The organism is Modestobacter sp. SYSU DS0875 (assembly GCF_054050915.1).
Genome location: NZ_JBJHAH010000015.1, coordinates 38,326 through 64,165, shown reverse-complemented (window position 1 = coordinate 64,165; position 25,840 = coordinate 38,326). Strand labels below are relative to the sequence as shown.

At 73.9% G+C, this 25,840-nt stretch carries 21 protein-coding genes; 17 read left to right on the top strand and 4 right to left on the bottom strand.

What is annotated here, in order from left to right; translation table 11 throughout:
• The first annotated feature begins 65 nt into the window (after nucleotides 1-65).
• From lpdA to ACI79Y_RS11335, 3 genes are all read left to right on the top strand, one after another.
• On the top strand, nucleotides 66-1,445 hold the full coding sequence (lpdA, locus tag ACI79Y_RS11345; protein ID WP_457158583.1) for a dihydrolipoyl dehydrogenase: 1,380 nt from the start codon (nucleotides 66-68) through the stop codon (nucleotides 1,443-1,445).
• A 69-nt stretch (nucleotides 1,446-1,514) separates the two neighbouring features.
• Nucleotides 1,515-3,353 (top strand): 2-oxoglutarate dehydrogenase, E2 component, dihydrolipoamide succinyltransferase, encoded by a 1,839-nt coding sequence (gene sucB / locus ACI79Y_RS11340; protein ID WP_457158582.1) that lies wholly within the window; start codon nucleotides 1,515-1,517, stop codon nucleotides 3,351-3,353.
• Between the two features lie 84 nt (nucleotides 3,354-3,437).
• Nucleotides 3,438-4,343 (top strand): TIGR01777 family oxidoreductase, encoded by a 906-nt coding sequence (locus ACI79Y_RS11335; protein WP_457158581.1) that lies wholly within the window; start codon nucleotides 3,438-3,440, stop codon nucleotides 4,341-4,343.
• A gap of 5 nt (nucleotides 4,344-4,348) precedes the next feature.
• Here the strand turns inward: ACI79Y_RS11335 and ACI79Y_RS11330 are convergent, their stop codons facing one another.
• The gene (locus tag ACI79Y_RS11330) at nucleotides 4,349-6,037 is read right to left on the bottom strand and encodes a protein kinase domain-containing protein (RefSeq protein ID WP_457158580.1); all 1,689 of its coding nucleotides are present in this window, start codon (nucleotides 6,035-6,037) and stop codon (nucleotides 4,349-4,351) included.
• A 117-nt stretch (nucleotides 6,038-6,154) separates the two neighbouring features.
• On the opposite strand from ACI79Y_RS11330, the gene ACI79Y_RS11325 reads away from it, so the two are divergent.
• From ACI79Y_RS11325 to ACI79Y_RS11315, 3 genes are read left to right on the top strand one after another with little or no spacing between them, the layout of a single operon-like run.
• Nucleotides 6,155-6,367, top strand: coding sequence for a hypothetical protein (locus ACI79Y_RS11325; RefSeq protein WP_457158579.1), 213 nt, complete (start codon nucleotides 6,155-6,157; stop codon nucleotides 6,365-6,367).
• Between the two features lie 10 nt (nucleotides 6,368-6,377).
• Nucleotides 6,378-7,019 (top strand): lipoyl(octanoyl) transferase LipB, encoded by a 642-nt coding sequence (gene lipB, locus ACI79Y_RS11320; RefSeq protein ID WP_457158578.1) that lies wholly within the window; start codon nucleotides 6,378-6,380, stop codon nucleotides 7,017-7,019.
• A 5-nt stretch (nucleotides 7,020-7,024) separates the two neighbouring features.
• Nucleotides 7,025-7,408, top strand: coding sequence for a PPOX class F420-dependent oxidoreductase (locus ACI79Y_RS11315; RefSeq protein WP_457158577.1), 384 nt, complete (start codon nucleotides 7,025-7,027; stop codon nucleotides 7,406-7,408).
• A 76-nt stretch (nucleotides 7,409-7,484) separates the two neighbouring features.
• Here ACI79Y_RS11315 and leuS read toward each other — a convergent pair whose 3' ends face one another.
• Nucleotides 7,485-10,388, bottom strand: coding sequence for a leucine--tRNA ligase (gene leuS, locus ACI79Y_RS11310; protein ID WP_457158576.1), 2,904 nt, complete (start codon nucleotides 10,386-10,388; stop codon nucleotides 7,485-7,487).
• Nucleotides 10,389-10,943: 555 nt separating this feature from the next.
• Between leuS and ACI79Y_RS11305 the strand changes: the two genes are divergently transcribed.
• From ACI79Y_RS11305 to ACI79Y_RS11290, 4 genes are read left to right on the top strand one after another with little or no spacing between them, the layout of a single operon-like run.
• Nucleotides 10,944-12,536: a mannitol dehydrogenase family protein gene (locus ACI79Y_RS11305; RefSeq protein ID WP_457158575.1), complete on the top strand. Its 1,593-nt coding sequence runs from the start codon at nucleotides 10,944-10,946 to the stop codon at nucleotides 12,534-12,536.
• Nucleotides 12,537-12,577: 41 nt separating this feature from the next.
• Entirely contained in the window at nucleotides 12,578-13,351 is a 774-nt protein-coding gene (locus ACI79Y_RS11300; protein WP_457158574.1) for an HAD family hydrolase, read from the top strand.
• A complete protein-coding gene (locus ACI79Y_RS11295) occupies nucleotides 13,348-14,472 on the top strand; it encodes a CDP-glycerol glycerophosphotransferase family protein (protein WP_457158573.1) in 1,125 nt (374 codons plus the stop codon). The genes ACI79Y_RS11300 and ACI79Y_RS11295 overlap by 4 nt, the downstream gene beginning before the upstream one ends.
• 2 nt (nucleotides 14,473-14,474) lie before the next feature.
• The gene (locus tag ACI79Y_RS11290; RefSeq protein WP_457158572.1) at nucleotides 14,475-15,296 is read left to right on the top strand and encodes a phosphocholine cytidylyltransferase family protein; all 822 of its coding nucleotides are present in this window, start codon (nucleotides 14,475-14,477) and stop codon (nucleotides 15,294-15,296) included.
• Between the two features lie 46 nt (nucleotides 15,297-15,342).
• Here the strand turns inward: ACI79Y_RS11290 and ACI79Y_RS11285 are convergent, their stop codons facing one another.
• Entirely contained in the window at nucleotides 15,343-16,272 is a 930-nt protein-coding gene (locus tag ACI79Y_RS11285; RefSeq protein WP_457158571.1) for an LLM class F420-dependent oxidoreductase, read from the bottom strand.
• Between the two features lie 131 nt (nucleotides 16,273-16,403).
• Here ACI79Y_RS11285 and ACI79Y_RS11280 point away from each other — a divergent pair, with 131 nt between their 5' ends.
• The 3 genes from ACI79Y_RS11280 to ACI79Y_RS11270 all read left to right on the top strand — a co-directional run bounded on the left by ACI79Y_RS11280 (nucleotide 16,404) and on the right by ACI79Y_RS11270 (nucleotide 19,757).
• The gene (locus tag ACI79Y_RS11280; protein WP_457158570.1) at nucleotides 16,404-17,744 is read left to right on the top strand and encodes a hypothetical protein; all 1,341 of its coding nucleotides are present in this window, start codon (nucleotides 16,404-16,406) and stop codon (nucleotides 17,742-17,744) included.
• Nucleotides 17,745-17,835: 91 nt separating this feature from the next.
• Complete coding sequence (gene lipA, locus ACI79Y_RS11275) at nucleotides 17,836-18,837, top strand: lipoyl synthase (protein ID WP_457158569.1); 1,002 nt, start codon at nucleotides 17,836-17,838, stop codon at nucleotides 18,835-18,837.
• An 83-nt stretch (nucleotides 18,838-18,920) separates the two neighbouring features.
• Entirely contained in the window at nucleotides 18,921-19,757 is an 837-nt protein-coding gene (locus tag ACI79Y_RS11270; protein ID WP_457158568.1) for a DUF4191 domain-containing protein, read from the top strand.
• Between the two features lie 107 nt (nucleotides 19,758-19,864).
• Here ACI79Y_RS11270 and ACI79Y_RS11265 read toward each other — a convergent pair whose 3' ends face one another.
• Nucleotides 19,865-20,290: an RDD family protein gene (locus ACI79Y_RS11265; RefSeq protein WP_457158567.1), complete on the bottom strand. Its 426-nt coding sequence runs from the start codon at nucleotides 20,288-20,290 to the stop codon at nucleotides 19,865-19,867.
• A 166-nt stretch (nucleotides 20,291-20,456) separates the two neighbouring features.
• Here ACI79Y_RS11265 and glnA point away from each other — a divergent pair, with 166 nt between their 5' ends.
• The 4 genes from glnA to ACI79Y_RS11245 all read left to right on the top strand — a co-directional run bounded on the left by glnA (nucleotide 20,457) and on the right by ACI79Y_RS11245 (nucleotide 25,821).
• Complete coding sequence (glnA, locus tag ACI79Y_RS11260) at nucleotides 20,457-21,890, top strand: type I glutamate--ammonia ligase (protein WP_457081076.1); 1,434 nt, start codon at nucleotides 20,457-20,459, stop codon at nucleotides 21,888-21,890.
• 148 nt (nucleotides 21,891-22,038) lie between these two features.
• The gene (locus ACI79Y_RS11255; RefSeq protein ID WP_457158566.1) at nucleotides 22,039-23,010 is read left to right on the top strand and encodes a D-2-hydroxyacid dehydrogenase; all 972 of its coding nucleotides are present in this window, start codon (nucleotides 22,039-22,041) and stop codon (nucleotides 23,008-23,010) included.
• 179 nt (nucleotides 23,011-23,189) lie between these two features.
• The gene (locus tag ACI79Y_RS11250) at nucleotides 23,190-24,749 is read left to right on the top strand and encodes a methyl-accepting chemotaxis protein (RefSeq protein WP_457158565.1); all 1,560 of its coding nucleotides are present in this window, start codon (nucleotides 23,190-23,192) and stop codon (nucleotides 24,747-24,749) included.
• A gap of 61 nt (nucleotides 24,750-24,810) precedes the next feature.
• A complete protein-coding gene (locus tag ACI79Y_RS11245; RefSeq protein ID WP_457158564.1) occupies nucleotides 24,811-25,821 on the top strand; it encodes an iron-containing redox enzyme family protein in 1,011 nt (336 codons plus the stop codon).
• Nucleotides 25,822-25,840: the final 19 nt, after the last annotated feature.

Here is a 25,840-nt window from a genome sequence, read left to right as displayed (position 1 = left end):
ATGGGCACGCGCACGATCACCGCGTCCGGGTCCGACACCGGGCCACCCAGCACTGAGGAGCACTTGTGAGCGCACCGACCACCCCCGCTGACCTGGTCATCCTCGGTGGTGGCTCCGGTGGCTACGCCGCTGCGCTGCGCGGCGCCGAGCTCGGCCTGTCGGTCGTGCTCATCGAGAAGGACAAGGTCGGCGGCACCTGCCTGCACCGCGGCTGCATCCCCACCAAGGCGCTGCTGCACAGCGGAGAGATCGCCGACATGGCCCGCGAGGGCGAGCAGTTCGGCGTCAAGACCTCGCTGGCCGGCATCGACATGGACGGCGTGAACGCCTACAAGGACGGCGTGATCAGCAAGCTCTACAAGGGCCTGCAGGGCCTGATCAAGAGCCGCAAGATCACCTACGTCGAGGGTGAGGGCCGGCTCGTCTCCCCCACCGCGGTGCAGGTGAACGGCGAGACCTACGAGGGCCGCCACGTCCTGCTGGCCACCGGCTCCTACGCCCGCTCGCTGCCGGGCATCGACGTCGACGGCACCAAGGTCATCACCAGCGACCACGCGCTGGCGCTGGACCGGGTGCCCACCTCGGCGATCGTCCTCGGCGGCGGCGTCATCGGCTGCGAGTTCGCCAGCGCGTGGAAGTCCTTCGGCGTCGACGTCACCATCGTCGAGGGCCTCGAGCACCTCGTCCCGCTCGAGGACGAGTCCTCCTCCAAGCTGCTCGAGCGGGCCTTCCGCCGTCGCAAGATCGGTTTCGAGCTGGGCAACCGCGTCTCCACCGTGCAGACCACCGCCGACGGCGTGAAGGTCACCCTGGAGAACGGCAAGGAGCTCGAGGCCGAGCTGGTGCTGGTCGCCGTGGGCCGCGGGCCGGTCAGCCAGGGCCTGGGCTACGAGGAGGCCGGCCTGGCGATGGACCGCGGGTACGTGCTGGTCGACGAGTACTGCCAGACCAACGTCCCCACCATCTCCGCCGTCGGTGACCTGATCCCGACCCTCCAGCTGGCCCACGTCGGCTTCGGGGAGGGCATCCTCGTCGCCGAGCGACTGGCCGGCCTCCCCGTCGTGCCGATCGACTACGCCGGCGTCCCCCGGGTCACCTACTCCGACCCCGAGGTCGCCTCCGTCGGCCTGACCGAGGCCCAGGCGAAGGAGAAGTACGGCGAGGTCGAGGTGCTCACCTACGACCTGGGTGGCAACGGCCGCAGCCAGATCCTCAAGACCGCCGGCGCGGTCAAGCTCGTCCGCGCCGCCGACGGCCCCGTCATCGGCGTCCACATGGTCGGCAGCCGCGTCGGCGAGCTCATCGCCGAGGCGCAGCTGATCTACAACTGGGAGGCGCTGCCCGACGAGGTCGCCCAGCTGATCCACCCGCACCCGACCCAGAGCGAGGCCCTGGGCGAGGCGCACCTCGCCCTGGCCGGCAAGCCGCTGCACGCGCACAGCTGACCGTCGCTCGACCCGCACGCCCCGTTCCCGCCAGCACCGCACCCCACGACCTGAGGAGACCTGCCTTCGATGCCGACGTCCGTCACCATGCCCGCCCTGGGCGAGAGCGTCACCGAGGGCACGGTCACCCGCTGGCTGAAGCAGGAGGGTGAGCAGGTCGAGGTCGACGAGCCGCTCCTGGAGGTGTCCACCGACAAGGTCGACACCGAGATCCCGTCGCCGGCCGCCGGTGTGCTCACCAAGATCCTCGTCGGTGAGGACGAGACGGTCGACGTGGGCGCCGAGCTCGCGGTGATCGGCGGCGACGGCGACGGCGCCGCGCCGGCCGCACCCGCCGAGGAGGCTCCCGCGCAGGAGGCTCCCGCGCAGGAGGCCCCGGCTCGGGAAGCACCCGCGGAGGCACCGGCGCAGGAGGCCCCTGCGCAGGAGGCCCCGGCCGAGCCGGCTCCGGCGCAGTCCTCCGGCGGCTCCGGCGGCGGGCAGGGCACCCCGGTGACGATGCCCGCGCTGGGCGAGAGCGTCACCGAGGGCACCGTGACGCGCTGGCTGAAGGCGGTCGGTGAGGAGGTCACCGCCGACGAGCCGCTGCTGGAGGTGTCCACCGACAAGGTCGACACCGAGATCCCCGCGCCCGTCTCGGGCACCCTGCTGTCCATCTCGGTCAGCGAGGACGAGACGGTCGAGGTCGGCGCCGAGCTGGCCGTGATCGGCTCGTCCGACGGCGCTGCCGCCCCCGCGTCCGAGCCGGAGCCGGCCCCGCAGCAGCCCGCCGAGCAGCCGGCCGCCGCGCAGCAGTCGGCACCGCCCGCGCAGCAGCAGCCCACCCCCCAGCGGGCCGAGCCCTCCTCCGAGCAGCCCGGCGCCGACTACGGGTCCAGCGGTGCGCTCCCGTCGGAGTCGCCGACGTCGCAGCCCTCGCCGGCCGAGGCGGTGGCCCCGGCCTCCCGTCCGGCCAGCGCGCCGGCACCCAGCGGTGGCGGCGCCTACGTCACCCCGCTGGTGCGGCGGCTGGCGGCCGAGCACGGCGTCGACCTCGGCTCCGTCGAGGGCACCGGCGTCGGCGGGCGGATCCGCAAGCAGGACGTGCTCGCCGCGGCCGAGAAGGCGCAGCAGCCCGCTCCGGCGGCGGCAGCTCCGGCGGCGTCGCGCACCCCGTCCCCGGCGGCCAGCCCGGACCAGCACCTGCGCGGGCGTACCGAGAAGCTGTCCCGCCTCCGGACCGTCATCGCCAAGCGCATGATCGAGTCGCTGCAGGTCAGTGCGCAGCTGACCACCGTGGTCGAGGCGGACATCACCAAGATCGCCCGACTGCGTGACCGGGTGAAGGGCGACTTCGCCGCCCGCGAGGGCGTGAAGCTGTCGTTCCTGCCGTTCTTCGCCAAGGCCGCCGTCGAGGCGCTCAAGGTGCACCCGGTGGTGAACTCCTCCATCGACATGGAGGCCGGCACGGTCACCTACCACGACGCCGAGAACCTCGGCATCGCGGTCGACACCGAGCGCGGGCTGCTGGTGCCGGTCGTCCACGGTGCGGGCGACCTGAACATCCCGGGCATCGCGCGCAAGATCGCCGACCTGGCCGAGCGGACGCGCACCAACAAGGTCACGCCCGACGAGCTGGGCGGCGGCACGTTCACGCTGACCAACACCGGCAGCCGCGGCGCGTTGTTCGACACCCCGATCATCAACCAGCCGCAGGTCGCCATCCTCGGTGTCGGCTCGGTGGTCAAGCGCCCGGTGGTCGTCACCGACCCGGAGCTCGGCGAGGTCGTGGCGGTCCGGTCGATGGTCTACCTGGCACTCAGCTACGACCACCGGATCGTCGACGGCGCTGACGCCGCCCGCTTCCTCAGCACCATGAAGGAGCGGCTGGAGGCCGGCCAGTTCGAGGGCGAGCTCGGCCTCGCCTGATCCCCTGACGAAGGGCCCCGGCTACCGCCGGGGCCCTTCGTCGTCCCGCCCGGTCACCACCCCACCACCAGGGAGTTCCCCGCGATGAAGGTCGCCGTCACCGGCTCCTCCGGGCTCATCGGCAGCGCCCTGGTGCCCGCGCTCCGGGCGGACGGCCACGAGGTGCTGCGGCTCATCCGCCGCACCCCGCGGACCGCGGACGAGCACCGCTGGGACCCCGACCACCGGCAGATCGCCCCCGCGTTGCTCGCCGACGTCGACGCGGTGGTCAACCTGGCCGGCGTCGGGGTGGGCGACCGGCGGTGGAGCAAGGGGCACAAGCAGCGGGTGCTGCGCAGCCGGGTGGACAGCACCACCACGGTCAGCCAGGCACTCGCCGACGCCGCGACGGCCGCCCCCGACCGCCCGCGGGTGCTGCTCTCCGGCTCCGCCGTGGGCTTCTACGGCGACACCGGCGACCGGGTGGTCGACGAGACGGCGCCGGCCGGCACCGACTTCCTCGCCCGGGTCTGCGTGGCGTGGGAGGGGGCGACCGCCCCGGCGGCCGACGCCGGCGTCCGGGTGGCCACCCTGCGCACCGGGCTGGTGCTCGGCCGCGGCGGGCTGCTGGGCCGCATGCTGCCGCTCTTCCGCGTCGGACTGGGTGGGCGGCTCGGCTCGGGGCGCCAGTACCAGCCGTGGATCAGCCTGCGTGACGAGGTCGACGCCATCCGCCACCTGCTCACCGCCGACGTCTCGGGGCCGGTGAACCTGACCGGGCCGGCACCGGTCACCAACGCCGAGTTCACCGCGGCCCTGGGTCGCGCCGTCCACCGCCCCGCCGTGCTGCCGGTGCCCGGCCCCGCACTGCACCTGGTGCTCGGCGAGTTCGCCGAGGTCGGCGTGCTGGCCGGCCAGCGAGCCGTCCCCGCCGCCCTCGAGGCCGCGGGGTTCCAGCACACCCACACCGACGTCGACGCCGCGCTGGCGGCCGCGCTCAGCGAGGGCTGACCGGGTCACGGCAGCCGCTCGGCGCCGGCTATCCGCCAGCCCACCGCGGTCAGCTCGACGACCAGCCGCACGCGTGCCCCACCCCGGGGCGGGACCTCCCGCACCAGCCCGCCGGCGGCATCGGTCACCCGGTAGCCGGGCAGCGTGTCGACGACCTCGAGCACGGCCCGCCCGTCCTCGACCGTCACCTCCCGGACCTCGCTGACCTCCGGGGTGAACCCGGTGAGCACCTGCCCGGCCGCGTCGAGCGCCTCGACCTGGGCCAGGTCGCGCCGTGCCGATGCGCTCCCGGGCACGTGGACGTCGGTGACCGCGGTGGGATCCGCCGTGGCGAACGCCGCTGCCCGCCGTTCGTACAGGCCGGTGAGCAGGGCCTGCCACGCCGCCCGGTCGGGGGGCACCGCGGTGGCGACCGCAGGCCCGCTCGCCGTGTCGTCGTCCGGTCGGCCCTCGGTCGGGACAGGAGGGCGCTCGGCCGGCGCGGGGTCGGCGGGCCGGCCCGACTGCCCGGACGGCACGTCGACGCCATCGGCCGCCGGCACCGGGACGGGCGTCCCCGCGCCCCAGTGGGTGCCCACCCAGGCCGCGCCGATCGACCCCAGCACCACGGTGGCCAGGACCACCACCGGCACCAGCAGCCGCCGCGCGCCCGGCCACCGCCATCCGGGGTCCGGCAGCCGATCCGGGTCCCGGCGCACCGCGCGCCCGAGCCGCGCCCCCGCCGCACGGACACGCACCAGCCGGCCGGCGGGCGCGGGCGCGGCGTGGGCCGCGCGCGTCCGCCGTCCGGGCACCTGGTGGGTCAGTTCCGTGCGTGGCCCTCGCTCGGTGGCGCCGAGCTCGTGGTCGGGCACCCCGGTCACCGGGAGCCGCACCGGCTCGGGGCGGCAGGCGTGCCGCAGGTCCAGGGCGAAGGCCGCCGCCGTGCCCCGCAGGTGCGGGTCCGCGGACAGCCCGCGCAGCACCACCCGCACCAGCTCGGCCGGCGCCTCGGGCGCCAGCATCGCCAGGTCGGGGAGCTCACCCGCCGCCGCGACCGCGAGGGTCCCGGTCGGATCGGCCGCGTTCCACGGGGCGATGCCGGTGAGCGCGTGGAAGGCCGCCGCCGCCACGCCGAACACGTCGGAGGCAGGACCCGGGGCACCCCCGCGCGCCACGACCGGGTCGACGTAGGGCGGGGTGACCTCCGCACGCGCGGTGTCGCCCACCAACCGTGCGGTGCCCAGGTCGGTGAGCACCGGCCGCCCCTCGGCCGTGAACAGCACGTTCCCCGGCGACAGGTCACCGTGGACCACCCCGCGCTCGTGCGCCTGGGCGAGTGCCGCCGCGACCGGGGCGACCGTGGTGACCACCTCTCCCGGCCGGAGCCGGCCGCGGCGGGCGAGCAGGGCAGCGAGGCTGCCACCGGCGAGCAGTTCGAGCACGAGGCTCACCTCGGCGGGCCCGCCGCGCACCTCCCGGCGGACGACCCGGTGCAGCCGGACCAGGTGGGGGTGGTCCAGCTCCGCGAGCAGGCGCGCCTCCCGCTCCTGCCGTTCCGGGTCGCCCCGCAGCAGCACCTTGACGGCCACCGGCTCGCCGCCGTTCCGCGGCCGCGCCCGCCAGACCTGACCGGAACCTCCCCGGCCCAGCAGCTCCTCGAGCACGTAGCCGGGCACGACGGGGGCTGCGGCCGGTGGGGTGGGTGCAGGCACGGATCGGACCGTAGGCCGATCGGGCACCGGCCCGCTGCCGTCGTCCACAGGCGCCACCGCTGCCCACATCCCCGCGCCCCGGGGCAGATCGGACCGGTCAGCGCCTGCGTTCGGGACATGTCACTGCCTCCCGGCGCCGAGGTGGTCGTCGGCGGCGCCGGCCTCACCGGGCTCTCGGCCGCCGTCACCGGAGCACAGCCGGCCGCCACTCCCCCACTGCAGCACCGCCGCCCGGTCGACCTCGGTGGTGGGCTGTTCGTCTGCGGCGACCACCGGGAGACCCGTCCACCCCGCCGCCGCCCGGGGCAGGTGCCCCCGGGCCGGGCATAGGCTGGTGGTCGTGAGCGAGCTGCGCGTCGTCCGGGCGGGTCTGGTCCCCTACGAGCAGGCGTGGGCCTGGCAGCGGGAGCTGCACGAGCAGCGGGTGGCCGGCACCGGACCGGACACGATGCTGCTGCTGGAGCACCCGCCGGTCTACACAGCGGGCAGGCGTACCGAGCCGCACGAACGCCCCTTCGACGGCACCCCCGTGATCGACGTCGACCGCGGCGGCAAGATCACCTGGCACGGCCCCGGCCAGCTGGTCGGTTACCCGATCGTGCAGCTGCCCGAACCGGTCGACGTCGTGGCCCACGTCCGGCGGCTGGAGCAGGCACTGATGCGCGTCTGCGCCGACCTCGGGCTGCGCACCGAGCAGGTGGAGGGCCGCAGCGGGGTGTGGGTCCGCGCCGACGAGCGGGGCCCGGACCGGAAGCTCGCGGCCATCGGCGTCCGGGTGGCCCGCGGCGTGACCATGCACGGGTTCGCGCTCAACTGCGACCCCGACATGTCCGCCTTCGCCAACATGATCCCCTGCGGGATCGTCGACGCCGGCGCCACCTCGCTGAGCGCCGAACTGCGCCGAGACGTCCCCGTCGCCGAGGTCGTCGACGCCGTCGAGCAGGCGGTGCGTGAGGTCCTCACCGCCGCCGTCCCCGCCTGATCGTGGTGCCGCTGCCGCGGAGCGAGTACGTCAGCCTCACCACGTTCCGGCGCACCGGTGCCCCGGTCGCCACCCCGGTGTGGGCCGCCCCGCACGGGGACGAGCTCGTCGTCTGGACCCGCGCAGACTCGGGGAAGGTCAAACGGCTGCGGCACACCAGCCGGGTCACCGTGGCGCCATGCGACGTCCGGGGCCGGCTGCGCGGTCCGGCGGTCGACGCGGTGGCGACCTTCGTGCCCCGCGAGGAGTGGCCTGCGGCTCTCGCCGCGCTGCGGCGCCGGTACGGGCTGCGGTTCCAGGTCGGGCTGGTCGCTTCCCGCGCGTGGACGCGCCTGCGCCACCCCGCCACCGAGCGACACGCCCTGGTGCGCATCTCTCCCGCTCCCTGACCGCCTCCGCTCCCTGAACCGCTCCGGCTCCCTGCAGGCCCCGCCGTGAGCTCCGGGGCCTGCAGGGAGCCTCTCCTCAGCCGACGACGAAGTTCACCAGCCGGCCCGGGACCGCGATCACCCGGCGCACCGTCTTCCCCGCCAGCTGCGCGGCCACCTTCTCGTCGGCACGGGCAGCGGCCTCCAGGCCTGCGGCGTCGGCATCGGCCGGTACCGCGACCTGCGCCCGCACCTTGCCGTTGACCTGCACCGCCACGGTCACCGTGTCGTCGACCAGCCAGCGGGGGTCCGCGACCGGGAACGACGCCCAGGCGACGGAACCGGAGTGGCCCAGGCGGGACCACAGCTCCTCCGCCAGGTGCGGGGCCAGCGGCGAGGTCAGCAGCACCAGCGTCTCGACGACCGACCGCGGCACGTCCGTCCCCGGTGGGTACGCCGAGGTCAGGTGGTTGGTCAGCTCGGTGATCCGGGCGATGGCGATGTTGAACCGCAGGGTCGCCATGCCGTCGCGCACGGCCTCGATCGTGCGGTGCAGCGCACGCGAGGTGTCCTCGTCCGGCTCGACGTCCGCGGCACGCACCGCGCCGGTCTCCTCGTCCAGCACGACCCGCCAGATCCGCTGCAGCAGCCGCTGCGAGCCGACCGCGGCCTTGGTCTCCCACGGCCGGGACTGGTCCAGCGGCCCGGTCGACATCTCGTAGACCCGGAAGGTGTCCGCGCCGAACATCGCGATCATCTCGTCCGGCGTCACGACGTTCTTGAGGCTCTTGCCCATCTTCCCGTACTCACGGTCGACCGGCCTGCCCTCGAACGAGTACTGGCCGTCGCGCTCGACGACCTCGGCCGCGGGCACGTAGAAGCCACGCTCGTCGGTGTAGGCGTAGGCGGAGATGTACCCCTGGTTGACCAGCCGGCGGAACGGCTCCTCGCTGGACACGTGCCCCAGGTCGAACAGCACCTTGTGCCAGAACCGGGCGTACAGCAGGTGCAGCACCGCGTGCTCGACGCCGCCGACGTAGAGGTCGACCCCGCCCACGTCGCCGGGCTCGCGCGGGCCCATCCAGTACCGCTCCAGCTCCGGGTCGACGAAGCGCTCGTCGTTCGTCGGGTCCGCGTAGCGCAGGTAGTACCAGCAGGAGCCCGCCCAGTTGGGCATCGTGTTGGTCTCCCGGCGGTACCGCTTCGGCCCGTCACCCAGGTCGAGGGTGACCGTCGTCCACTCGGTGGCCCGGGACAGCGGCGGCTCGGGCTTGGAGTCGGCGTCGTCGATCTCGAAGGTCTTCGGCGAGTAGTCGTCGACGTCGGGCAGCAGCACCGGCAGCAACGAGTCCGGGACGGCGATCGGCAGGTCGTGCTCGTCGTAGACGACCGGGAAGGGCTCACCCCAGTAGCGCTGCCGGCTGAACAGCCAGTCGCGCAGCTTGTAGGTGGTGGTCGCCTCACCGTGGCCGGTGGCCACCAGCCAGTCGGTGACCTTCGCGATCGCCGCGGCCTTGTCCAGCCCGTCCAGCGACAGCTGCTCGTTCGAGCTGTTGATCATCGGCCCGGTGCCGGTGTAGGCGCCGGAGGCGTCGTCGAAGTCGGCCGGCGGCTGCACCGTGCGGACGACGGGCAGCCCGAACGCCTGGGCGAAGTCCCAGTCGCGCTGGTCCTCACCGGGTACCGCCATGATCGCGCCGGTGCCGTAGCCGGTCAGCACGTAGTCGGCGATGAACACCGGCAGGTCACGACCGGTCAGCGGGTTGCGCGCGGTGACGCCCAGCCAGACCCCGGTCTTGTCCCGGCCCTCGGTCTGCCGTTCCAGCTCCGAACGGCGCGAGGCCTGCAGCTGGTACGCAGCGACCGCCTCCGCCGGGCTCGCCGCCCCGCCGGTCCAGCGCGGGTCGGCGCCCTCCGGCCAGGAGGCGGCGGTCAGCGCGGCCACCAGCGGGTGCTCGGGGGCCAGCACCAGGTAGGTGGCGCCGAAGAGGGTGTCGGGGCGGGTGGTGAAGACCTCGACGGTCTCGCCGGAGACCGGGAACCGCACCCGGGCACCGGTCGAACGGCCGATCCAGTTGCGCTGCATCTGCTTCAGCGAGTCCGACCAGTCCAACCGGTCCAGGTCGTCGATCAGCCGCTCGGCGTAGGCGGTGATCCGCATCATCCACTGGGTCAGCGGACGGCGGAACACCGGGAAGTTTCCGCGCTCGGAGCGCCCGTCGGCGGTGACCTCCTCGTTGGAGAGCACGGTGCCCAGACCCGGGCACCAGTTGACCGGTGCCTCGTGCCGGTAGGCCAACCGGTGCGCGTCGACGACCCGCCGCCGCTCGACGTCGTCCAGCTCGGCCCAGGTGCGGCCCTCGGGCAGGGTGCCCGGCGCGGGCTGCCGGGTGCCCGCGTCGAGCTCGGCGACCAGCTCGGGGATCGGCCGGGCCCGGCCACGGCCACCATCGGCGGTCTCGTCGAACCAGGCCTCGAAGACCTGCCGGAAGATCCACTGGGTCCACTTGTAGTAGCCCGGGTCGATGGTGGCGAAGGTGCGCCGGGTGTCGTGGTCGACGCCCAGCCGACGTAGCTGCGCGCTGATCGCGGCGATGTTGGCCTCGGTGGTGACGCGGGGGTGCTGCCCGGTCTGCACGGCGTACTGCTCGGCGGGCAGGCCGAAGGCGTCGTAGCCCATCGGGTGCAGCACGTTGTGCCCGTCCATCCGCAGGAAGCGGCTGGTGACGTCGGTGCCCAGGTAACCCAGGGGGTGCCCGACGTGCAGCCCGGCCCCCGAGGGGTAGGGGAACATGTCCATCACGAACGCCTTGGGGCGGTCGGCCACCCGGTCGAAGCCCTCGCTGAGCGGCCCCACCGGGTTCGGCGTGTGGAAGGTCCCCTCGGCGTCCCAGCGGTCCTGCCAGGCGAGCTCGATCTGCTGGGCCAGCTGCGGGGTGTACCGGTGCGGGGGCACCCCGTCGGCGGTGGGCTCGGTGTGCTGGCTGGCCGTCTGGCTCATCGTCGGTGCTCCACAGGAGAGGATCTGGCGGCGGACAGAAAAAGACCCCTCACACAGGAGGGGTCGCCGTGCTGGTCCGGTTCGGGTCAGGTCAGCACGGCCGGAGAAGGAGAAGTCCGCCGGTCACGGGGCGATCCTAGCGCGCGCACCGGCCGAACACGTCGGCCTCCGAGCAGCGACAGCGGTCACCGGCGCGGGTGCGTCCCGGTCGCGGAACCACCACCGAGCCGGGGCCCGTGGCGCTCGCCGTACGCGTGTTCACCGAGGGGTGTCATGATCACCCTTGTTTGTCGCGCCCACCGACCGGGCACGACAGGGCTCTGGCGTTGAGCAGCAGCGCCGCCTGCGCATGGTCGTGGAGCGGTGCGCTCCCGGAGACGCGCAGGCCGACGGCGGTCCCCGTTCCGGCCGCGGCGCCTCCGGTGGAGGCCGTCTGCACCGGGGCCCGGAGACCCCGGGGCAGCAGCCCGCCCACCGGCGGCGCGGCGAGATGATCGCCGCTACACGAGCAGTGACCGCGCACCCCCGGTGCCCGCGAGAAGAGGAGGACCGTGCATGGCAGAGCTCGCCCAGCCCGGCCCGGCACCCGCGGGGCACGTGGACGTCGCCGGCGCTGTCCCCCTGACCGAGCACGCCCTGCCGCTGCTCGCCGGACGTGTCCGGGTGCCCACCTACGACCGCACGGCGCTCACCCCCGCCGTCGTCCACTTCAGCGTCGGCGGCTTCCACCGCGCCCACCAGCTGGTCTACTTCGACGAACTGGCCGAGCAGGGCGACACCGACTGGGGCGTGGTCGGCGTCGGCCTGCACTCCCCCGCGATGCGCGACGCCCTCCGGCCGCAGGACCACCTCTACACGGTGGTGGAACGCAGCTGCGAGGGCGAGCGGGCCCGGGTGGTCGGTTCCCTGGTCGACTACCACTTCGCGCCGGACTCCCCGGAGACCGTGCTGGCGGTGCTCACCGACGAGCGGACCCGGCTGGTGACCATGACCGTCACCGGCACCGCCTACCGGGTCGACCCCGCGACCGGCGATTTCCACCCCGACGACGCGGTGCGGGCCGACCTGGCCGACCCGCACCGCCCGGCCTCGCTGTTCGGTTACATCGTCGAGGCGCTGGACCGGCGGCGCCGGGCCGGGCGCCCGCCGTTCACCGTGCTGTCCTGCGACAACCTGCAGCGCAACGGTGAGATCGCCCGCGCCGCCGTGGTGGGGTTCGCGCAGCTCCGCGACGAGTCGCTGGCCCGGTGGATCGACGAGCACGTGACGTTCCCGGGCAGCATGGTCGACCGGATAACGCCCCGCACCAGCCTGCAGGACCGGATCGCCCTCGCACAGCGGAACGGCGTCGACGACCGCTGGCCGGTCATCACCGAGCCGTTCTCGCAGTGGGTCCTGGAGGACTCCTTCTGCAACGGGCGCCCGCCGCTGGAGCAGGTCGGCGTGCAGTTCGCCGACGACGTCAGCGGCCACGAGCTCATCAAGACCCGTCTGCTCAACGCGAGCCACTCGGCCCTGGGCCACCTCGGCTCGCTGGCCGGCCACCGGTACGTGCACGAGGTGATGGCCGACCCGGTGCTCCGCCGCTACGCGACCCAGCTCATGGCCGTGGAGATCGGGCCGCTGCTCACCGCCCCCACCGGGGTCGACCTGGCCGACTACCAGGCGCGCCTGCTGCGTCGCTTCGCCGACCCGGCCATCGGCGACCGCCTGGAGCGGCTGTGCCGGCGCGGGTCGTCGAAGGTGCCGCTGCACGTGCTCCCGTCCCTGCGCGCGGGGCTGACGCAGGGACGCCCGACCGAGCTGCTGACCCTCGCGGTCGCCGGCTGGTGCCGGTACGTGCGGGGCACGGACCTGCAGGGCGGCGAGCTGGTGGTCGAGGACGAGCTCGCCGACCAGCTGCGTGCGCTGGCCCGCGCGGGGGGCACGGACCCCCGGCCGCTGCTGGGCCTGCACCCGGTCTTCGGCGACCTGGCCACCGACCCGACGTTCGTGGCGGCGCTGACCCGCGCCCTCCAGGACTTGGAGGCGGATGGTGTCCGGGTCACGGCAGCCCGGGCACTGGCCCGCAGCGGCGACCACCCGGTGGCCGACCCCGACACCCCGAACCGGGTGTCGGTCGTCCTCGACGACCTGCTGTCCGCATGACCACGTCCCCACCGGCCCGGCCCCCCAGGAGACCGCCCCAGATGCCAGAGATCAGGACCACGCAGGCCGAAGGCCTCACGGCGCTGCTCTGCGACGCCGACGGGAACCTCTTCCCCTCCGAGGAGCCGGCCTTCGTCGCGTCGGCCGACGTCACCAACCGCTTCCTGGCCGCCCACGGGATCCCGGACCGCTTCACCGCCGAGGAGCTCCGCCGGGCCGCGACCGGCCGGAACTTCCGTTCCACCGCCGCCGACCTGGCCGCGGCGCACGGCGTCGAGGTGACCGACCTCGACGAGTGGGTCGCGGAGGAGCGGCGCGTGGTGACCGAGTACCTCGGCCGGGAGCTGCGTCCCGACGTCGACGTGACCGCCGGGCTCACCGCGATCGGCGAGCGGCTCACCCTCGCCGCGGTCAGCTCCAGCGCGCTCACCCGGCTGGCGGCCTGCTTCAGCGCCGCGGAGCTTGACGACCTCATCCCACCGCCGCTGCGGTACAGCGCGGAGGACTCCCTGCCGACGCCGACCAGCAAGCCCGATCCGGCGGTGTACCTGCACGCCTGCGACCAGCTGGGCATCTCCCCCGAGCAGGGCCTGGCGGTCGAGGACTCGGTGGCCGGTGCGCTCTCCGCCGTCCGGGCCGGCTGCCCCACCGTGGGCAACCTGCGGTTCGTGGCTCCCGGCGAGCGGGCCGAGCGCGCGGCCCAGCTGCGGGACGCCGGCGTGGTCGCACTGGTCTCCTCCTGGGCGGAGCTGACCGACCTGCTGCTGCCGACGCCGGCCGGGCGCCCGGCGACCGTGGCGGGAGGTGCCCGGTGAGGGTCGTGCTCAACAGCTTCCGCGGGGTGTACTCCGACAGCCCGCGGACGATCTTCGAGGCCCTCCGGCAGCGCGGCGACGACCACGAGGTCGTCTGGCTGGCCGCCCCGGACCGCCTGGGCGACTTCCCGGCCGACGTGACGACCGTCGAGTTCGGCACCGCCGAGGCCCGGGCCGCGCTGGAGTCCGCCGACGTCGTGGTGTCCAACGACCACATCGGGTTCGACTGGGACAAGCAGCCGGGCACGACCTACCTGCAGACCTGGCACGGGACACCGCTGAAGCGGATCCACAACGACGTGCTGTGGGCCCCGGAGGGCCGGCTGGCCTACCTGGACACCGAGATCGCCCGGTGGGACGCGCTGCTGTCCCCGAACGCCGTCAGCACGCCCCGGTTCCGCAGGGCCTTCGGGTTCACGGGGCCGGTGCACGAGACGGGCTACCCGCGCAACGACCTGCTGAGCTCACCCGACCGTGCGCGCATCCGGGCCGAGGTCCGTGACGCCCTGGGGATCGCCGACGGCGTCACCGCCGTGCTGTACACCCCGACATGGCGCGACGACCAGGTGTTCGGCGGGGGCGGCGGACCGCAGCACACCTTCCCGCTCGACCTCGGGGACTTCGCCCACGGCCTGGGCGAGGACCACGTGCTGCTGCTGCGTCTGCACCAGATGGTCTCCGACCGGCTGGAGGTGCCCGCGGGCGCGCCGGTCCGCGACGTCTCGCGCTACCCGGACATCCGGTACCTCTACCTGGCCGCCGACGTCCTGGTCACCGACTACTCCTCGACGATGTTCGACTTCGCCGTCACCGGGAAGCCGATCCTCCACTTCACCTACGACCTGGACTACTTCCAGGACACCCTGCGGGGCTTCTACTTCGACCTGGCCGAGGCGGCCCCGGGCCCGCTGCTGTCCACCAGCGACGAGGTGCTCGACGCGATCGCCGAGCTCGGTCGACAGCCGTGGGAACCCACCGAGCGGTACACCCGGTTCCAGGAGACGTTCTGCTCCCTCGAGGACGGCCACGCGACCGACCGGGTCCTGGAGCTGTTCTTCCCCCGGACGGGCGCCCCCGGCCCGTCCGGCGCCACCCCGACGAACGACGAACCGAGGAGATGAGCATGCGCACTGCTGACCCGATCCTGACCGGGGGCCGCGATCGGCGGTCGCGTCCGGCGGTGGCCGGCGGCTCGTCCGGCACCCCCGCCGCCACCCCGCAGGTGGTCATCCTGGCCGCGGGCATGGGCACCCGGCTGGGCCGCAAGCTGCCCAAGCCGCTGACCCAGCTGATGGACGGCCGCAGCATCATGCAGCAGCAGCTGGACGGCATCCGTGCCGTCTTCGGCGCCGCGGCCCCGGTGACCGCGGTGGTGGGCTACCGCGCCAAGGCCGTCATGCGGGCGCAGCCGGACCTGCTGTTCGCGTTCAACCCCGACTTCGCCGTCACCAACACCTCGCAGAGCCTGCTCAAGGCCCTGCGGTCCTCCCAGGCCGGCGGGGTGCTCTGGATGAACGGCGACGTGGTCTTCGACCCGGCGGTGCTCGACCACGCCGCCCCGCTCATCCAGGCCGACGAGAGCTTCGTCTGCGTGGACACCTCGACCGTCGCCGACGAGGAGGTCAAGTACACCCTGGACGACGACGGCTTCATCGCCGAGCTGTCCAAGACCGTCGTCGGCGGGCTCGGCGAGGCGGTCGGCATCAACTACGTCTCCGGTGCCGACAAGGCCGCGCTGGTCGAGCACCTCGTCGCCTGCGACGCGAACGACTACTTCGAGCGCGGCATGGAGCTGGCGATCCAGCGGGCCGGGGTGCGTTTCCGCCCGGTGGACATCTCCCGGTTCTCCGCCGTCGAGGTCGACTTCGACGACGACCTGCAGCGGGCGAACACCTGGCTGGGCTCGCGCGCGGCTCTGGAGCCGCTGGCCTCCGAGCTCCGCTGAGGCAACGGCGCCCCGCCCACCACCGGCGGGCGGGGCGCCGCGCTGCTCACGCCAGCTGCGGGGCGACCTCGCCGGCGACCAGGTCCAGGTGGTCGAGGTCGGCGAGGTCGAGCACCTGCAGGTACACGCGGGTGGCGCCCGCCTCCGCGTAGCGGCCCAGGGTGTCCACCGCCTCCGCCGGGGTGCCGGCGACGCCGTGGGCGCGCAGCTCGTCGACGTCCCGGCCGATGGCGGCGGCCCGGCGGGCCAGCTCCGCCTCGTCCCGGCCGACGCAGAGCACCAGCGCGGAGCTGTAGACCAGGTCACCCGGGTCGCGGCCGACCTCCGTGCAGGCGTCCCGCACCCCGGCGAACAGCCGGGCGTTGTCCTCGGCCGACTGGAACGGCACGTTGAACTCGGCGGCGTACCTCGCCGCCAGCCGCGGGGTGCGCTTCTTGCCGTTGCCGCCGACCAGGATCGGGATGCCACCGGGCTGGACCGGCTTGGGCAGCGCCGGTGACCGGGAGAGCTGGTAGTGCTGCCCGGCGAAGTCGAAGGTCTCCCCCACCGGGGTGTTCCACAGCCCGGTGACGACGGCGAGCTGTTCCTCGTACCGGTCGAAGCGCTCCCCCAGCTCGGGGAACGGGATGCCGTAGGCGCTGTGCTCCTCGGCGAACCAGCCCGAGCCGATGCCCAGCTCCACCCGGCCGCCGCTCATCTGGTCGACCTGGGCCACCGAGATGGCGAGCGGGCCGGGCAGCCGGAAGGTGGCCGCCGTCATCAGCGTGCCCAGCCGGATCCGGCTGGTCTCCCGGGCGAGCCCGGCCAGGGTGACCCAGGCGTCGGTCGGCCCGGGGAGGCCGTCGCCGCCCATCGTGAGGTAGTGGTCGGAGCGGAAGAAGGCGTCGAAGCCGGTCTCCTCGGTGCGGCGGGCCACCGCGAGCAGGTCGTCGTAGGTGGCGCCCATCTGGGGTTCGGTGAAGATCCGTAGCTGCACGGGGTGGAACCTAGCCAGCCCGACCGTCCCCTGCCGGCCGGCGTGGCACCCGCCCCGCGGGCGACTCGGTGTGTGCCCGGGGGCGATGGCGGGCAGGATGATCGCGACGCGATCAACTCGGAGGTGCTGGAGTGTTCCGCAAGAAGAGCTCGACAGAGGTCATCGGGACCGAGTTGCAAGAGGGGTTCGCCCACATCGGCGCCGCGGTCACCGAGGCCCGTCGGGCCGCGGCGGACCAGCTCGGGCCCCAGGTGGCGGCGGCGACCAAGGCGGCGCAGCAGACCTACGCCGCCGACGTCGCCCCGCGGGTGGAGGCCGCGGTCGCGGCCCTGGCCCCGCAGCTCGACGCTGCCCGTGAGGTGCTGGTCCCCCGGCTCGAGGCGGCGCAGAAGACGTACGAGAAGGACGTCGTGCCCCGCCTGGATGCCGCCGCCAAGGTCGCCCGGGCGAACCTGGAGACGGCAGTCGCCGCCGCCACCCCGCGGATCGATGCCGCCCGTGAGGCGGCCGGGCCGGCGTGGGAGAACGCCGCCCGGACCGCGCGCACCAACTTCGAGGCCGCCGGCCCGCGGCTGACCGCGGCGGCCGCCTACGCGACCCCGCGGGTGACCGCGGCCCGTGAGGCAGCCGGGCCGGCCTTCGAGACGGCGCGCGGGAACCTGCTCGCCAGCGTCGAGGCGGCCCGGGCCCAGCTGGAGGCCCGCAGCGCGGAGCTCGCCGCCACCGCGGCCACCCTGGGCACCGCCGCCGGCGCCCAGACCGAGAAGGCGCGCCGCGATGCGGTGGCCGCTGCCGAGGCCGCCCGCGAGACCGCCGCCGCCCGGCTCGCCGCCGCCGTCGCCGCGGCCGAGACCGGTCGCCGAGCCGCCGGCAAGAGGGCCGAGGAGCTGGGCAAGCGGGCCGACGAGCTGTCACGCAAGGCGGCCAAGCGCCGCGCCGCGCTGGAGAAGGCCACCGCCCGGGCCCGCAAGGACGCCGCCAAGCGCACCACCGCGACCGTCACCTCGGTCAAGCGGGGTGTCGGCATCGAGGAGAAGGCGCCGCGGCGCTGGCCGTGGGTCCTCGCGGTCCTCGCGGTCGTCGCGGGTGTGGTCGTGGTCCTGCGGGGGAAGAAGAGCGAGGACCCGTGGAACCCCGCGCCCACCGGCGACGGGCCCGTGCCCAGCTACCGAGAGGACCCCGTGTCCAGTTCCCCCAGCACCCCGGCCGGCGGCACCGAGAGCCCCGCGTCGCAGAGCGGGAAGGCCGTCTCGACCGCGGAGACCGCGCCGTCGGACTCCGCTCCCACCGACACCGACATCGGCGCGCTGGAGGCCCAGCCGGCCTCCGGCTCGGGTGAGCCGAGCAACCAGTCCACCCCGGAGCCGACCACCAGCACCCGCAACGACCCGGACACCCCGGTCGCCACGGCGGGGCCGGACGCAGACGACACCGGCGGCCCCGCGGGCACGCCGGGCAACACCCGCGGCTGACCAGCACCACCAGGAGGGGGCCCGGCGCACTCGCGCCGGGCCCCCTCCTGCACGTCCGGGGGCGTCGGCAGCCGGGAGTACCGTGCTGGTCATGAGCCTGGGCATGGACGAGGCGACCACGAACGAGGCAACCGCGAAAACCCCGGGCGACGCGTCCCGGATCGAGCCCGCCGGCCGCAAGCTGCTGCGCCTGGAGGTCCGCAACAGCCAGACCCCCATCGAGCGCAAGCCCGAGTGGATCAAGACGAAGCTCAAGACCGGCCCGGAGTACACCGAGCTGAAGTCGCTGGTGCGCCGCGAGGGGCTGCACACGGTCTGCGAGGAAGCCGGCTGCCCCAACATCTACGAGTGCTGGGAGGACCGGGAGGCCACCTTCCTCATCGGCGGTGACCAGTGCACCAGGCGCTGCGACTTCTGCCAGATCGACACCGGCAAGCCCGCCGACTTCGACCGTGACGAGCCGCGCCGGGTCGCCGAGAGCGTCGCCACCATGGGCCTGCGCTACGCCACGGTCACCGGCGTCGCTCGCGACGACCTCCCCGACGGCGGCGCGTGGCTGTACGCCGAGACCGTCCGGCAGATCCACGCGGCCATCCCCGGCTGCGGCGTCGAGCTGCTGATCCCCGACTTCAACGCCGACCCCGACCAGCTGGCCGAGGTCTTCTCCTCCCGGCCGGAGGTGCTGGCGCACAACGTCGAGACGGTGCCCCGGATCTTCAAGCGGATCCGCCCCGGCTTCCGCTTCGAGCGGTCGCTGGCGGTGATCACCGCGGCCCGCGAGGCCGGTCTGGTCACGAAGTCCAACCTGATCCTGGGCATGGGCGAGGAGCCGCACGAGGTCGTGGAGACGATGCAGGCCCTCCGCGACGCCGGCTGCGACCTGCTGACCATCACCCAGTACCTGCGGCCGAGCGTCCGGCACCACCCGGTGATCCGCTGGGTCAAGCCCGACGAGTTCGTCGGCTTCGCCGCGCAGGCCGAGGAGATCGGCTTCCCCGGCGTGCTGGCCGGACCGCTCGTGCGCAGCTCGTACCGGGCGGGGCGGCTCTACCAGCAGGCCGCGGAGGCGCGCGGGCTCGCCGTCCGCAGCTGATCCCGCCCCTCGGCCCGCTGCCGGGGCCCGCCGCGAGCTCGCGAGTGGCGGGGGGCAGCGGGTCCTCTGGCTATCCTCGACGCATGGCACGCAGCAGGTCCACCGACACCTCCGCCCCCGCCGGCAAGGCCGGCCGGGGCCCGGCCGGCGGCGCGCCCGGACGCAACACCGGCGCCACCGCCGCGGGCAAGGCCACGAGCGGCAAGACCGGCAAGGACGGCAAGCCCAAGGTGAAGCGGCTGGCCAAGCTCAAGAGCCAGGCGGGGATGATCCGCCAGGCCTACACGCTGACCCACCGCAACGACCCCAAGCTCCCCTGGATCATGCTCATCGCCTTCGTGGTGGTGGCGGCCGCGGTGGAGCTGTTCGGGCTGCTCGTCTTCAGCTCGCCGTTCCTGTTCCTGCCCATCGCGATCGCGCTCGGGCTGCTCGCCGCCCTCATCGTGTTCGGCCGGCGCGCCCAGGGCTCGGCGTACCGGCAGGTCGAGGGCCAGCCCGGCGCGGCGTCCTGGGTGCTCGAGGGCATGCGCGGTGACTGGCGGGTCTCCTCCGGCATCGCCGGCACGCGGGAGTTCGACGCCCTGCACCGGGTGCTCGGGCGGCCCGGCATCATCCTGGTCGGCGAGGGCACCCCGCAGCGGGTGCGCGGCCTGATCGCGCAGGAGAAGCGCCGGATGGCCAAGGTCGTCGGCGACACCCCGATCTACGACGTCGTGGTCGGCGACGGCGAGGGCGAGGTACCGCTGAAGAAGCTCAGCGCGCACGTCATGAAGCTGCCCCGCAACCTGTCCGGCGCCGAGGTCAACGCGCTGTCGAAGCGGATGAGCGCCCTGGGCGGCAGCCGGATGCCGGTTCCCGGCGGCCCGCTGCCCGGTGGGCGGCAGATGTCGATCAGCCAGCGGCAGGTCCGCCGCCGCTGAGCCCGGCACCCCCATGACGAACGCCCCCGGCCCTGTGGCCGGGGGCGTTCGTCGTCGGTCGGCCCGTCCGGGGCGCCGCCCCGGTCCCGCGGGGTGGGCGGCGGTTCTCAGGCCCGGTCGCGGACCACCGCGGTGTCGGTGAGCCGGTCGTGCATCCCCCGGCCGTCGGCGTCGACCACGAGCGCCGGGACGAGGGCCATGAGCAGGGCGGTGCGGACGACGGCCCGCCACAGCGCCGGCCGCTGAGCGGGGTGCGGGTGCGCCAGGCGCAGCCCCATCACCCGCATGCCGGGGGTCTGGCCGGCGAGCACCAGCGAGACGACGGTGATGACGCCGAAGCTGAGCAGGCTCCACAGCCGGGGCGCCTCCGGGGCGGTGAACAGCCCGGCGACCAGGGCCGCGGCCACCGCGTCGACCAGGTACTGCGCGACCCGCTGCCCGAAGCCCGCCAGCGAGCCCGGGCCGGTGGCCGGCAACCCCAGTGCGGCGCCCCGGGCGCGCCCCTGAGAAGGTGAGACGTCGTCACTGGCCACGTCCGCCAGCCTAGGACGTGCCCCGTGCACGCCTCGGTGGGCGCCGTCCGGCCCCCGGCGCGACACGCCGGAGGCGGTGTTACGCCCCGGAAACACGAGAGACACCCCAGGGCAATCGCGCGCTCGTAGCTTGCGTGTCGGCTGTCCGTCCACTCCCGGAGGATCGATGTTCACCAGTCCCGACGAGGTCACCGCCTACATCCGCGACAACGACGTGAAGTTCGTCGACGTCCGGTTCTGCGACCTCCCCGGCGTCATGCAGCACTTCACCATCCCGGCGGAGACCTTCGGCCCGGACACCTTCAGCGAGGGCCTGGGCTTCGACGGGTCCTCCATCCGCGGCTTCCAGGCCATCAACGAGTCGGACATGCTGCTGCTGCCCGACGCGAACAGCGCCTTCGTCGACCCGTTCCGGGCGCACAAGACGCTGAACGTCAACTTCTTCATCCACGACCCGATCACGCGCGAGGCCTACAGCCGCGACCCGCGCAACGTGGCGAAGAAGGCCGAGGCCTACCTCGCGAGCTCCGGCATCGCCGACACCGCCTACTTCGGCCCCGAGGCCGAGTTCTACGTCTTCGACTCGGTCCGGCACAGCACCTCGATCAACGAGGGCTACTACCACGTCGACTCGGTCGAGGGCTCGTGGAACTCGGGCTCGCTGACCGGTGAGAACGGGGGCCCGAACCTGGGCTACAAGACCCGCGCCAAGGGCGGCTACTTCCCGGTCGAGCCGTACGACCACTACAGCGACCTGCGCGCGGACATGATGGTCAACCTGACCAACGCGGGGCTGCAGCTCGAGCGCGGCCACCACGAGGTCGGCACCGGCGGTCAGGCCGAGATCAACTACAAGTTCGACACGCTGTTGCGCTCGGCCGACAGCTTGATGCTCTTCAAGTACATCGTGAAGAACACCGCCTTCGCCGCCGGCAAGACCGCGACCTTCATGCCGAAGCCGCTGTTCGGCGACAACGGCTCGGGCATGCACTGCCACCAGAGCCTGTGGAAGGACGGCGAGCCGCTCTTCCACGCCGAGACCGGCTACGCGGGGCTGTCCGACACCGCCCGCCACTACATCGGTGGGCTGCTGGCGCACGCCCCGTCGCTGCTGGCCTTCACCAACCCGACGGTGAACAGCTACCACCGGCTGGTGCCCGGCTACGAGGCGCCGATCAACCTGGTCTACTCCGCGCGCAACCGCTCGGCCTGCTGCCGCATCCCGATCTCCGGCGACAGCCCGAAGGCCAAGCGCATCGAGTTCCGCGTGCCCGACCCGTCGGCCAACCCCTACCTCGCGTTCTCCGCGATGCTGATGGCCGGCCTCGACGGCATCAAGAACAAGATCGAGCCCCCGGCGCCGGTCGACAAGGACCTCTACGAGCTGCCGCCCGAGGAGGCCCTGGGCATCGACAAGGTGCCCGCCTCGCTCGACGCCGTCCTCGACCGGCTCGAGGTCGACCACGACTACCTGCTCGACGGTGGCGTGTTCACCTCCGACCTGATCGAGACCTGGATCGAGTACAAGCGGGAGAACGAGATCGACCCGATCCGCCTCCGCCCGCACCCGCACGAGTTCGCGATGTACTACGACATCTGATCTCCGACGTCCGATCCCGCGGCCCCCGACCTCACCGAGGTCGGGGGCCGCGGTGCGTCCGATCCCGTTCGGCGCGCCGGGCGGGATCCGCTGGGTGAGGATCGGGTGGCGGGTGCGCACCCGCAGCGGATGACGAGGAGGGCACACGATGACGCCACGGCTGGTGCTGCTGCCGCAGGCGGGCAGGTCGCTGGCGGGATGGCGAGACCGGCTGGCCGAGCAGGTGCCACAGCTGGACGTCCTGCTGGCTCCGGCCGAGGCCGGGGAGGACGAGTTGGCCGGGCTGCTGACCGAGGCGGAGGCGGCGTTCGGCACCCTCACACCCCGGCTGCTGGCCGCCGCCGGCCGGCTGCGGTGGCTGCACTCCCCCCAGGCCAACCCGCCGTCGGGGTACTTCTTCCCCGAGCTGGTCGAGTCCGACGTCGTCGTCACCAACGTCCGGGGCATCTACGGCGACTCGGTCGGGGTGCACGCGATCGCGCTGCTGCTCGCGCTGGCCCGTCGCCTGGACGTGTACCGGGCGCAGCAGGACGAGCGCGGCTGGCGCCCCGACGAGGGCCCGGTGCTCCACCTGGACGGGGCGACCCTCCTGGTCGCCGGCCTGGGCAGCGTCGGCGCCGAGATCGGCCGGCTGGCCGCCGCGCTGGGGATGACCGTGCTGGCCACCGACGCGCGCCCCGGGAACCCGCCGCCGGGTGTGGCCGAGGTGCACGGTCCCGACGCCCTCGACGCGCTGCTCCCCCGCGCCGACGCGGTGGTGAACGTCCTGCCCGAGACCACCGCGACCGCCGGGACGTTCCACCTGGCCCGCTTCCGCCGGATGCGCCGTGGTGCGTTGTACGTCACCGTGGGCCGCGGCGCCACCACCGTGACCGCAGACCTGGCCCGAGCCCTCAGCGATGGGCTGCTCGGCGCAGCCGGCGTCGACGTGGCGGACCCCGAACCGCTGCCCGCCGACTCGCCCCTCTGGAGCGCACCCCGGGCCCTGATCACCCCGCACGTGGCCGACCGCGGCCCGGACCTGGAGGAGCGCCGGTACGCCGTGCTCGCGGAGAACTGCCGCCGCTTCGCCGCCGGCGAGCCGCTGGTCAACGTCGTGGACAAGGCCGCCGGCTTCTGAGCTCGTCCCATCCGCCCGGACGCACCATCTGATTGCGCCCGATCCGGTCGTCGGCTCAACACCGCCCCCCGGCTGCCGAAGAGGACGGGAGCCCTGGACCTGGCCGGCGCACCGAGCCCGGTCCGCGCGGGCAGGCCGCGCACGGCGGCCGGACAGCCACGAGACATGGGGGACGACAGATGAGGCGGCGCACCAGGACCCCGGAGCGCGCTCCCCTCTCCCCGGCGGAGATGCCCCGGGACGTCGAGGCGGTCGAGCGGGTGATCGCGGTCCTGGACCAGGGCGTCCGCGACTCCGTCGACGCCCACGACAAGATCACCGCCACCCTCGTCGACGAGCTGGGGCTGTGCTACGGGGCCACCTGGCTCCCCGGCCCGGACGGCGCCTTCCAGCTGGTCGGGGAGCACGGCGAGATGACCGGTTCCCTCGCGACGACCCCGGCGGCCCGCCTCGACCGGGTCACCTCCGCCGACGGCTACGGCGGCCAGGCGCTCCGCACGAAGGCCGCCGTGCTGATCGACGAGAACAGCGATCCGGCGGCCTGTGCCCGCTGGGCCGGGGCCCGTTCGACCGGCGCCACCCACGGTTGCGTGCTGCCGACGGTCGAGAACGGCACCGTCGTGGCGCTGAACGAGTACTACGCCCGCGGCGAGCTGCCCTTCACCGGCGCCCGCCAGGGCAAGTGGGACTCCCTGGGCCGCCTGCTGTCGCACGCCCGCCGGGCCGCGCTGGGCACCAAGGAGCTGCAGGAGACGCTCAACGACCGGGTCGCCGTCACCCAGGTGGTGACCGAGCTGGGCGCCGCGTCGGACCAGCAGGGGGCGCTGCGGATCGCGCTGGACACCGTCCGGGAGGCGTTCGGCTGGGCCTACGGCTCCTACTGGGCGCTGGACGAGGCCGCCGGTGTGCTGCGGTTCCAGCAGGAGTCCGGCTCGGCCGGCGAGGAGTTCCGCACGGTCACCCTGGCCGCCTCCTTCGCCGAGGGCGTCGGGCTCTCCGGCCGGGCCTGGCGCGCGCGGGACCTGTACTTCGTCAGCGACATCGGTGAGATGACCGACTGCGTGCGTGCCCCGGCAGCCCAGCGCGCCGGGGTGAAGTCCGGTGTCTGCTTCCCGCTGCTGGTCGGCGGGCGGGTCATCGGCACCATGGACTTCTTCGTCACCGAGACCATCGAGCTGTCGGAGTCGCGCCGTTCGGCGCTGCGCAACGTGCAGCAGCTGGTCTCCCAGCGGCTGGACGTGCTGCGGCGCACGGAGGAGTCCGCGGAGAACGCCCGCGAGCTGCTGGACACCGTGTCCCGACTGCGTGAGGCCGCCGGCGACGCCGGCCGGGTCGCCGAGAGCGCGGTCAGCCAGGCCTCCACGATGACCGGCGAGGTCGTCTCGCTGGACGAGGCGTCGGCGGCGGTCGGCGAGGTCATCCGGATCATCTCCGGCATCGCCGACCAGACCAACCTGCTCGCCCTCAACGCCACCATCGAGGCCGCCCGCGCCGGTGAGCTCGGCAAGGGCTTCGCCGTCGTCGCCAGCGAGGTCAAGGACCTCGCCCGGGAGACCGCCAATGCCACGCAGAAGGTCTCCGACCAGATCGCCGGGATCCAGGCCAGCAGCAAGGCGGTCGCCGACGGCATCCACGCCACCAGCGAGATCATCGGCCAGCTGGACGTGGTGCAGGCCCGGATCAACGACGTGCTGGAGGAGCAGGCGAGGATGGCGACCGCCTTCGAGGCGCACGCCTGAGCCCCGGGCCGGGGGGGCAGGTCACGTTCGGGACGTCGCCGTCCGGGGCATGATCGCTGACATGCGCCTTCCCAAGCCACGGGGCCCGCTGAGCGCCGCGCTGTGCGCGGACCTGACCGGCGGTTCGATCGGCCCGGCCACCGTCGCTACCGCCGAGGCCCTGGTCGCCACCACCGCCGACCCGCTCACCGACGACGACCTGCAGCTCAGCCTGGCCGTCTGCTACGAGCTGCACTACCAGGGCTTCGACGACGTCGACGACGCCTGGGAGTGGGATCCCGAGCTGCTGCGCCTGCGCGCACTGCTGGAGGCGGTGCACCTGCGGGCCCTGCAGGCGCTCGTCCCGGACGTCGACCTCCCCGAGGACACCGTCGACCGGCAGCTCAGCGCGGTCATCGAGGCCGACGACGGCCCGTCGCTGTCCCGGTACATGGCCAAGCAGGGCACCGCCGACCAGTGGCGGGAGTACCTGACCGTGCGGTCGGTCTACCACCTCAAGGAGGGCGATCCGCACACCTGGGCCATCCCCCGCATCTCCGGGCGGAGCAAGGCCGCGATGGTGGAGATCCAGGCCGACGAGTACGGCGGCGGGGCACCCGAGCGCATGCACAGCCGGCTCTTCGCCGGGATGATGCGCGACCTGGGCCTGGACGATGGCTACGGTGCGCTGTGGGACGACGCCCCGGCGGTCGCCTTCGCCTCGGTCAACACCATGTCGCTGTTCGGCCTGCACCGCCGTTGGCGCGGCGCCTGCCTGGGCCACCTGGCCGCGGTGGAGATGACCTCCTCCGAGCCGAGCCGGCGCTACTCCGCCGGGTTGCGGCGGCTGGGGTTCGGCGCGGACACCAGCGTCTTCTACGACGAGCACGTGGAGGCCGACGCGGTGCACGAGCAGATCGCCGCCGTCGACATGTGTGGGTCGCTGGTGGCCGAGCAGCCGGCCCTGGCCGCCGACGTCGTGTTCGGTGCACAGTGCTCGCTCGCCCTGGACGGACTGACCGCCGGGTACCTGCTGTCCGCCTGGGAAGCCGGGCGGTCGGCCCTGCGGACCGCGGAGCCGGTCGCCGCCTAGCTGCAGCGACCGGCTCCGG

What these genes read in the sequence shown, in the direction of transcription:
- sucB (WP_457158582.1), top strand. Translation starts at nt 1,515, where the DNA reads ATGCCGACGTCCGTCACCATGCCCGCCCTGGGCGAGAGCGTCACCGAG.
- ACI79Y_RS11335 (WP_457158581.1), top strand. Translation starts at nt 3,438, where the DNA reads ATGAAGGTCGCCGTCACCGGCTCCTCCGGGCTCATCGGCAGCGCCCTG.
- ACI79Y_RS11325 (WP_457158579.1), top strand. Translation starts at nt 6,155, where the DNA reads ATGTCACTGCCTCCCGGCGCCGAGGTGGTCGTCGGCGGCGCCGGCCTC.
- leuS (WP_457158576.1), bottom strand. Translation starts at nt 10,388, where the DNA reads ATGAGCCAGACGGCCAGCCAGCACACCGAGCCCACCGCCGACGGGGTG.
- ACI79Y_RS11305 (WP_457158575.1), top strand. Translation starts at nt 10,944, where the DNA reads ATGGCAGAGCTCGCCCAGCCCGGCCCGGCACCCGCGGGGCACGTGGAC.
- ACI79Y_RS11300 (WP_457158574.1), top strand. Translation starts at nt 12,578, where the DNA reads ATGCCAGAGATCAGGACCACGCAGGCCGAAGGCCTCACGGCGCTGCTC.
- ACI79Y_RS11290 (WP_457158572.1), top strand. Translation starts at nt 14,475, where the DNA reads ATGCGCACTGCTGACCCGATCCTGACCGGGGGCCGCGATCGGCGGTCG.
- lipA (WP_457158569.1), top strand. Translation starts at nt 17,836, where the DNA reads ATGAGCCTGGGCATGGACGAGGCGACCACGAACGAGGCAACCGCGAAA.
- ACI79Y_RS11270 (WP_457158568.1), top strand. Translation starts at nt 18,921, where the DNA reads ATGGCACGCAGCAGGTCCACCGACACCTCCGCCCCCGCCGGCAAGGCC.
- glnA (WP_457081076.1), top strand. Translation starts at nt 20,457, where the DNA reads ATGTTCACCAGTCCCGACGAGGTCACCGCCTACATCCGCGACAACGAC.
- ACI79Y_RS11255 (WP_457158566.1), top strand. Translation starts at nt 22,039, where the DNA reads ATGACGCCACGGCTGGTGCTGCTGCCGCAGGCGGGCAGGTCGCTGGCG.
- ACI79Y_RS11250 (WP_457158565.1), top strand. Translation starts at nt 23,190, where the DNA reads ATGAGGCGGCGCACCAGGACCCCGGAGCGCGCTCCCCTCTCCCCGGCG.
- ACI79Y_RS11245 (WP_457158564.1), top strand. Translation starts at nt 24,811, where the DNA reads ATGCGCCTTCCCAAGCCACGGGGCCCGCTGAGCGCCGCGCTGTGCGCG.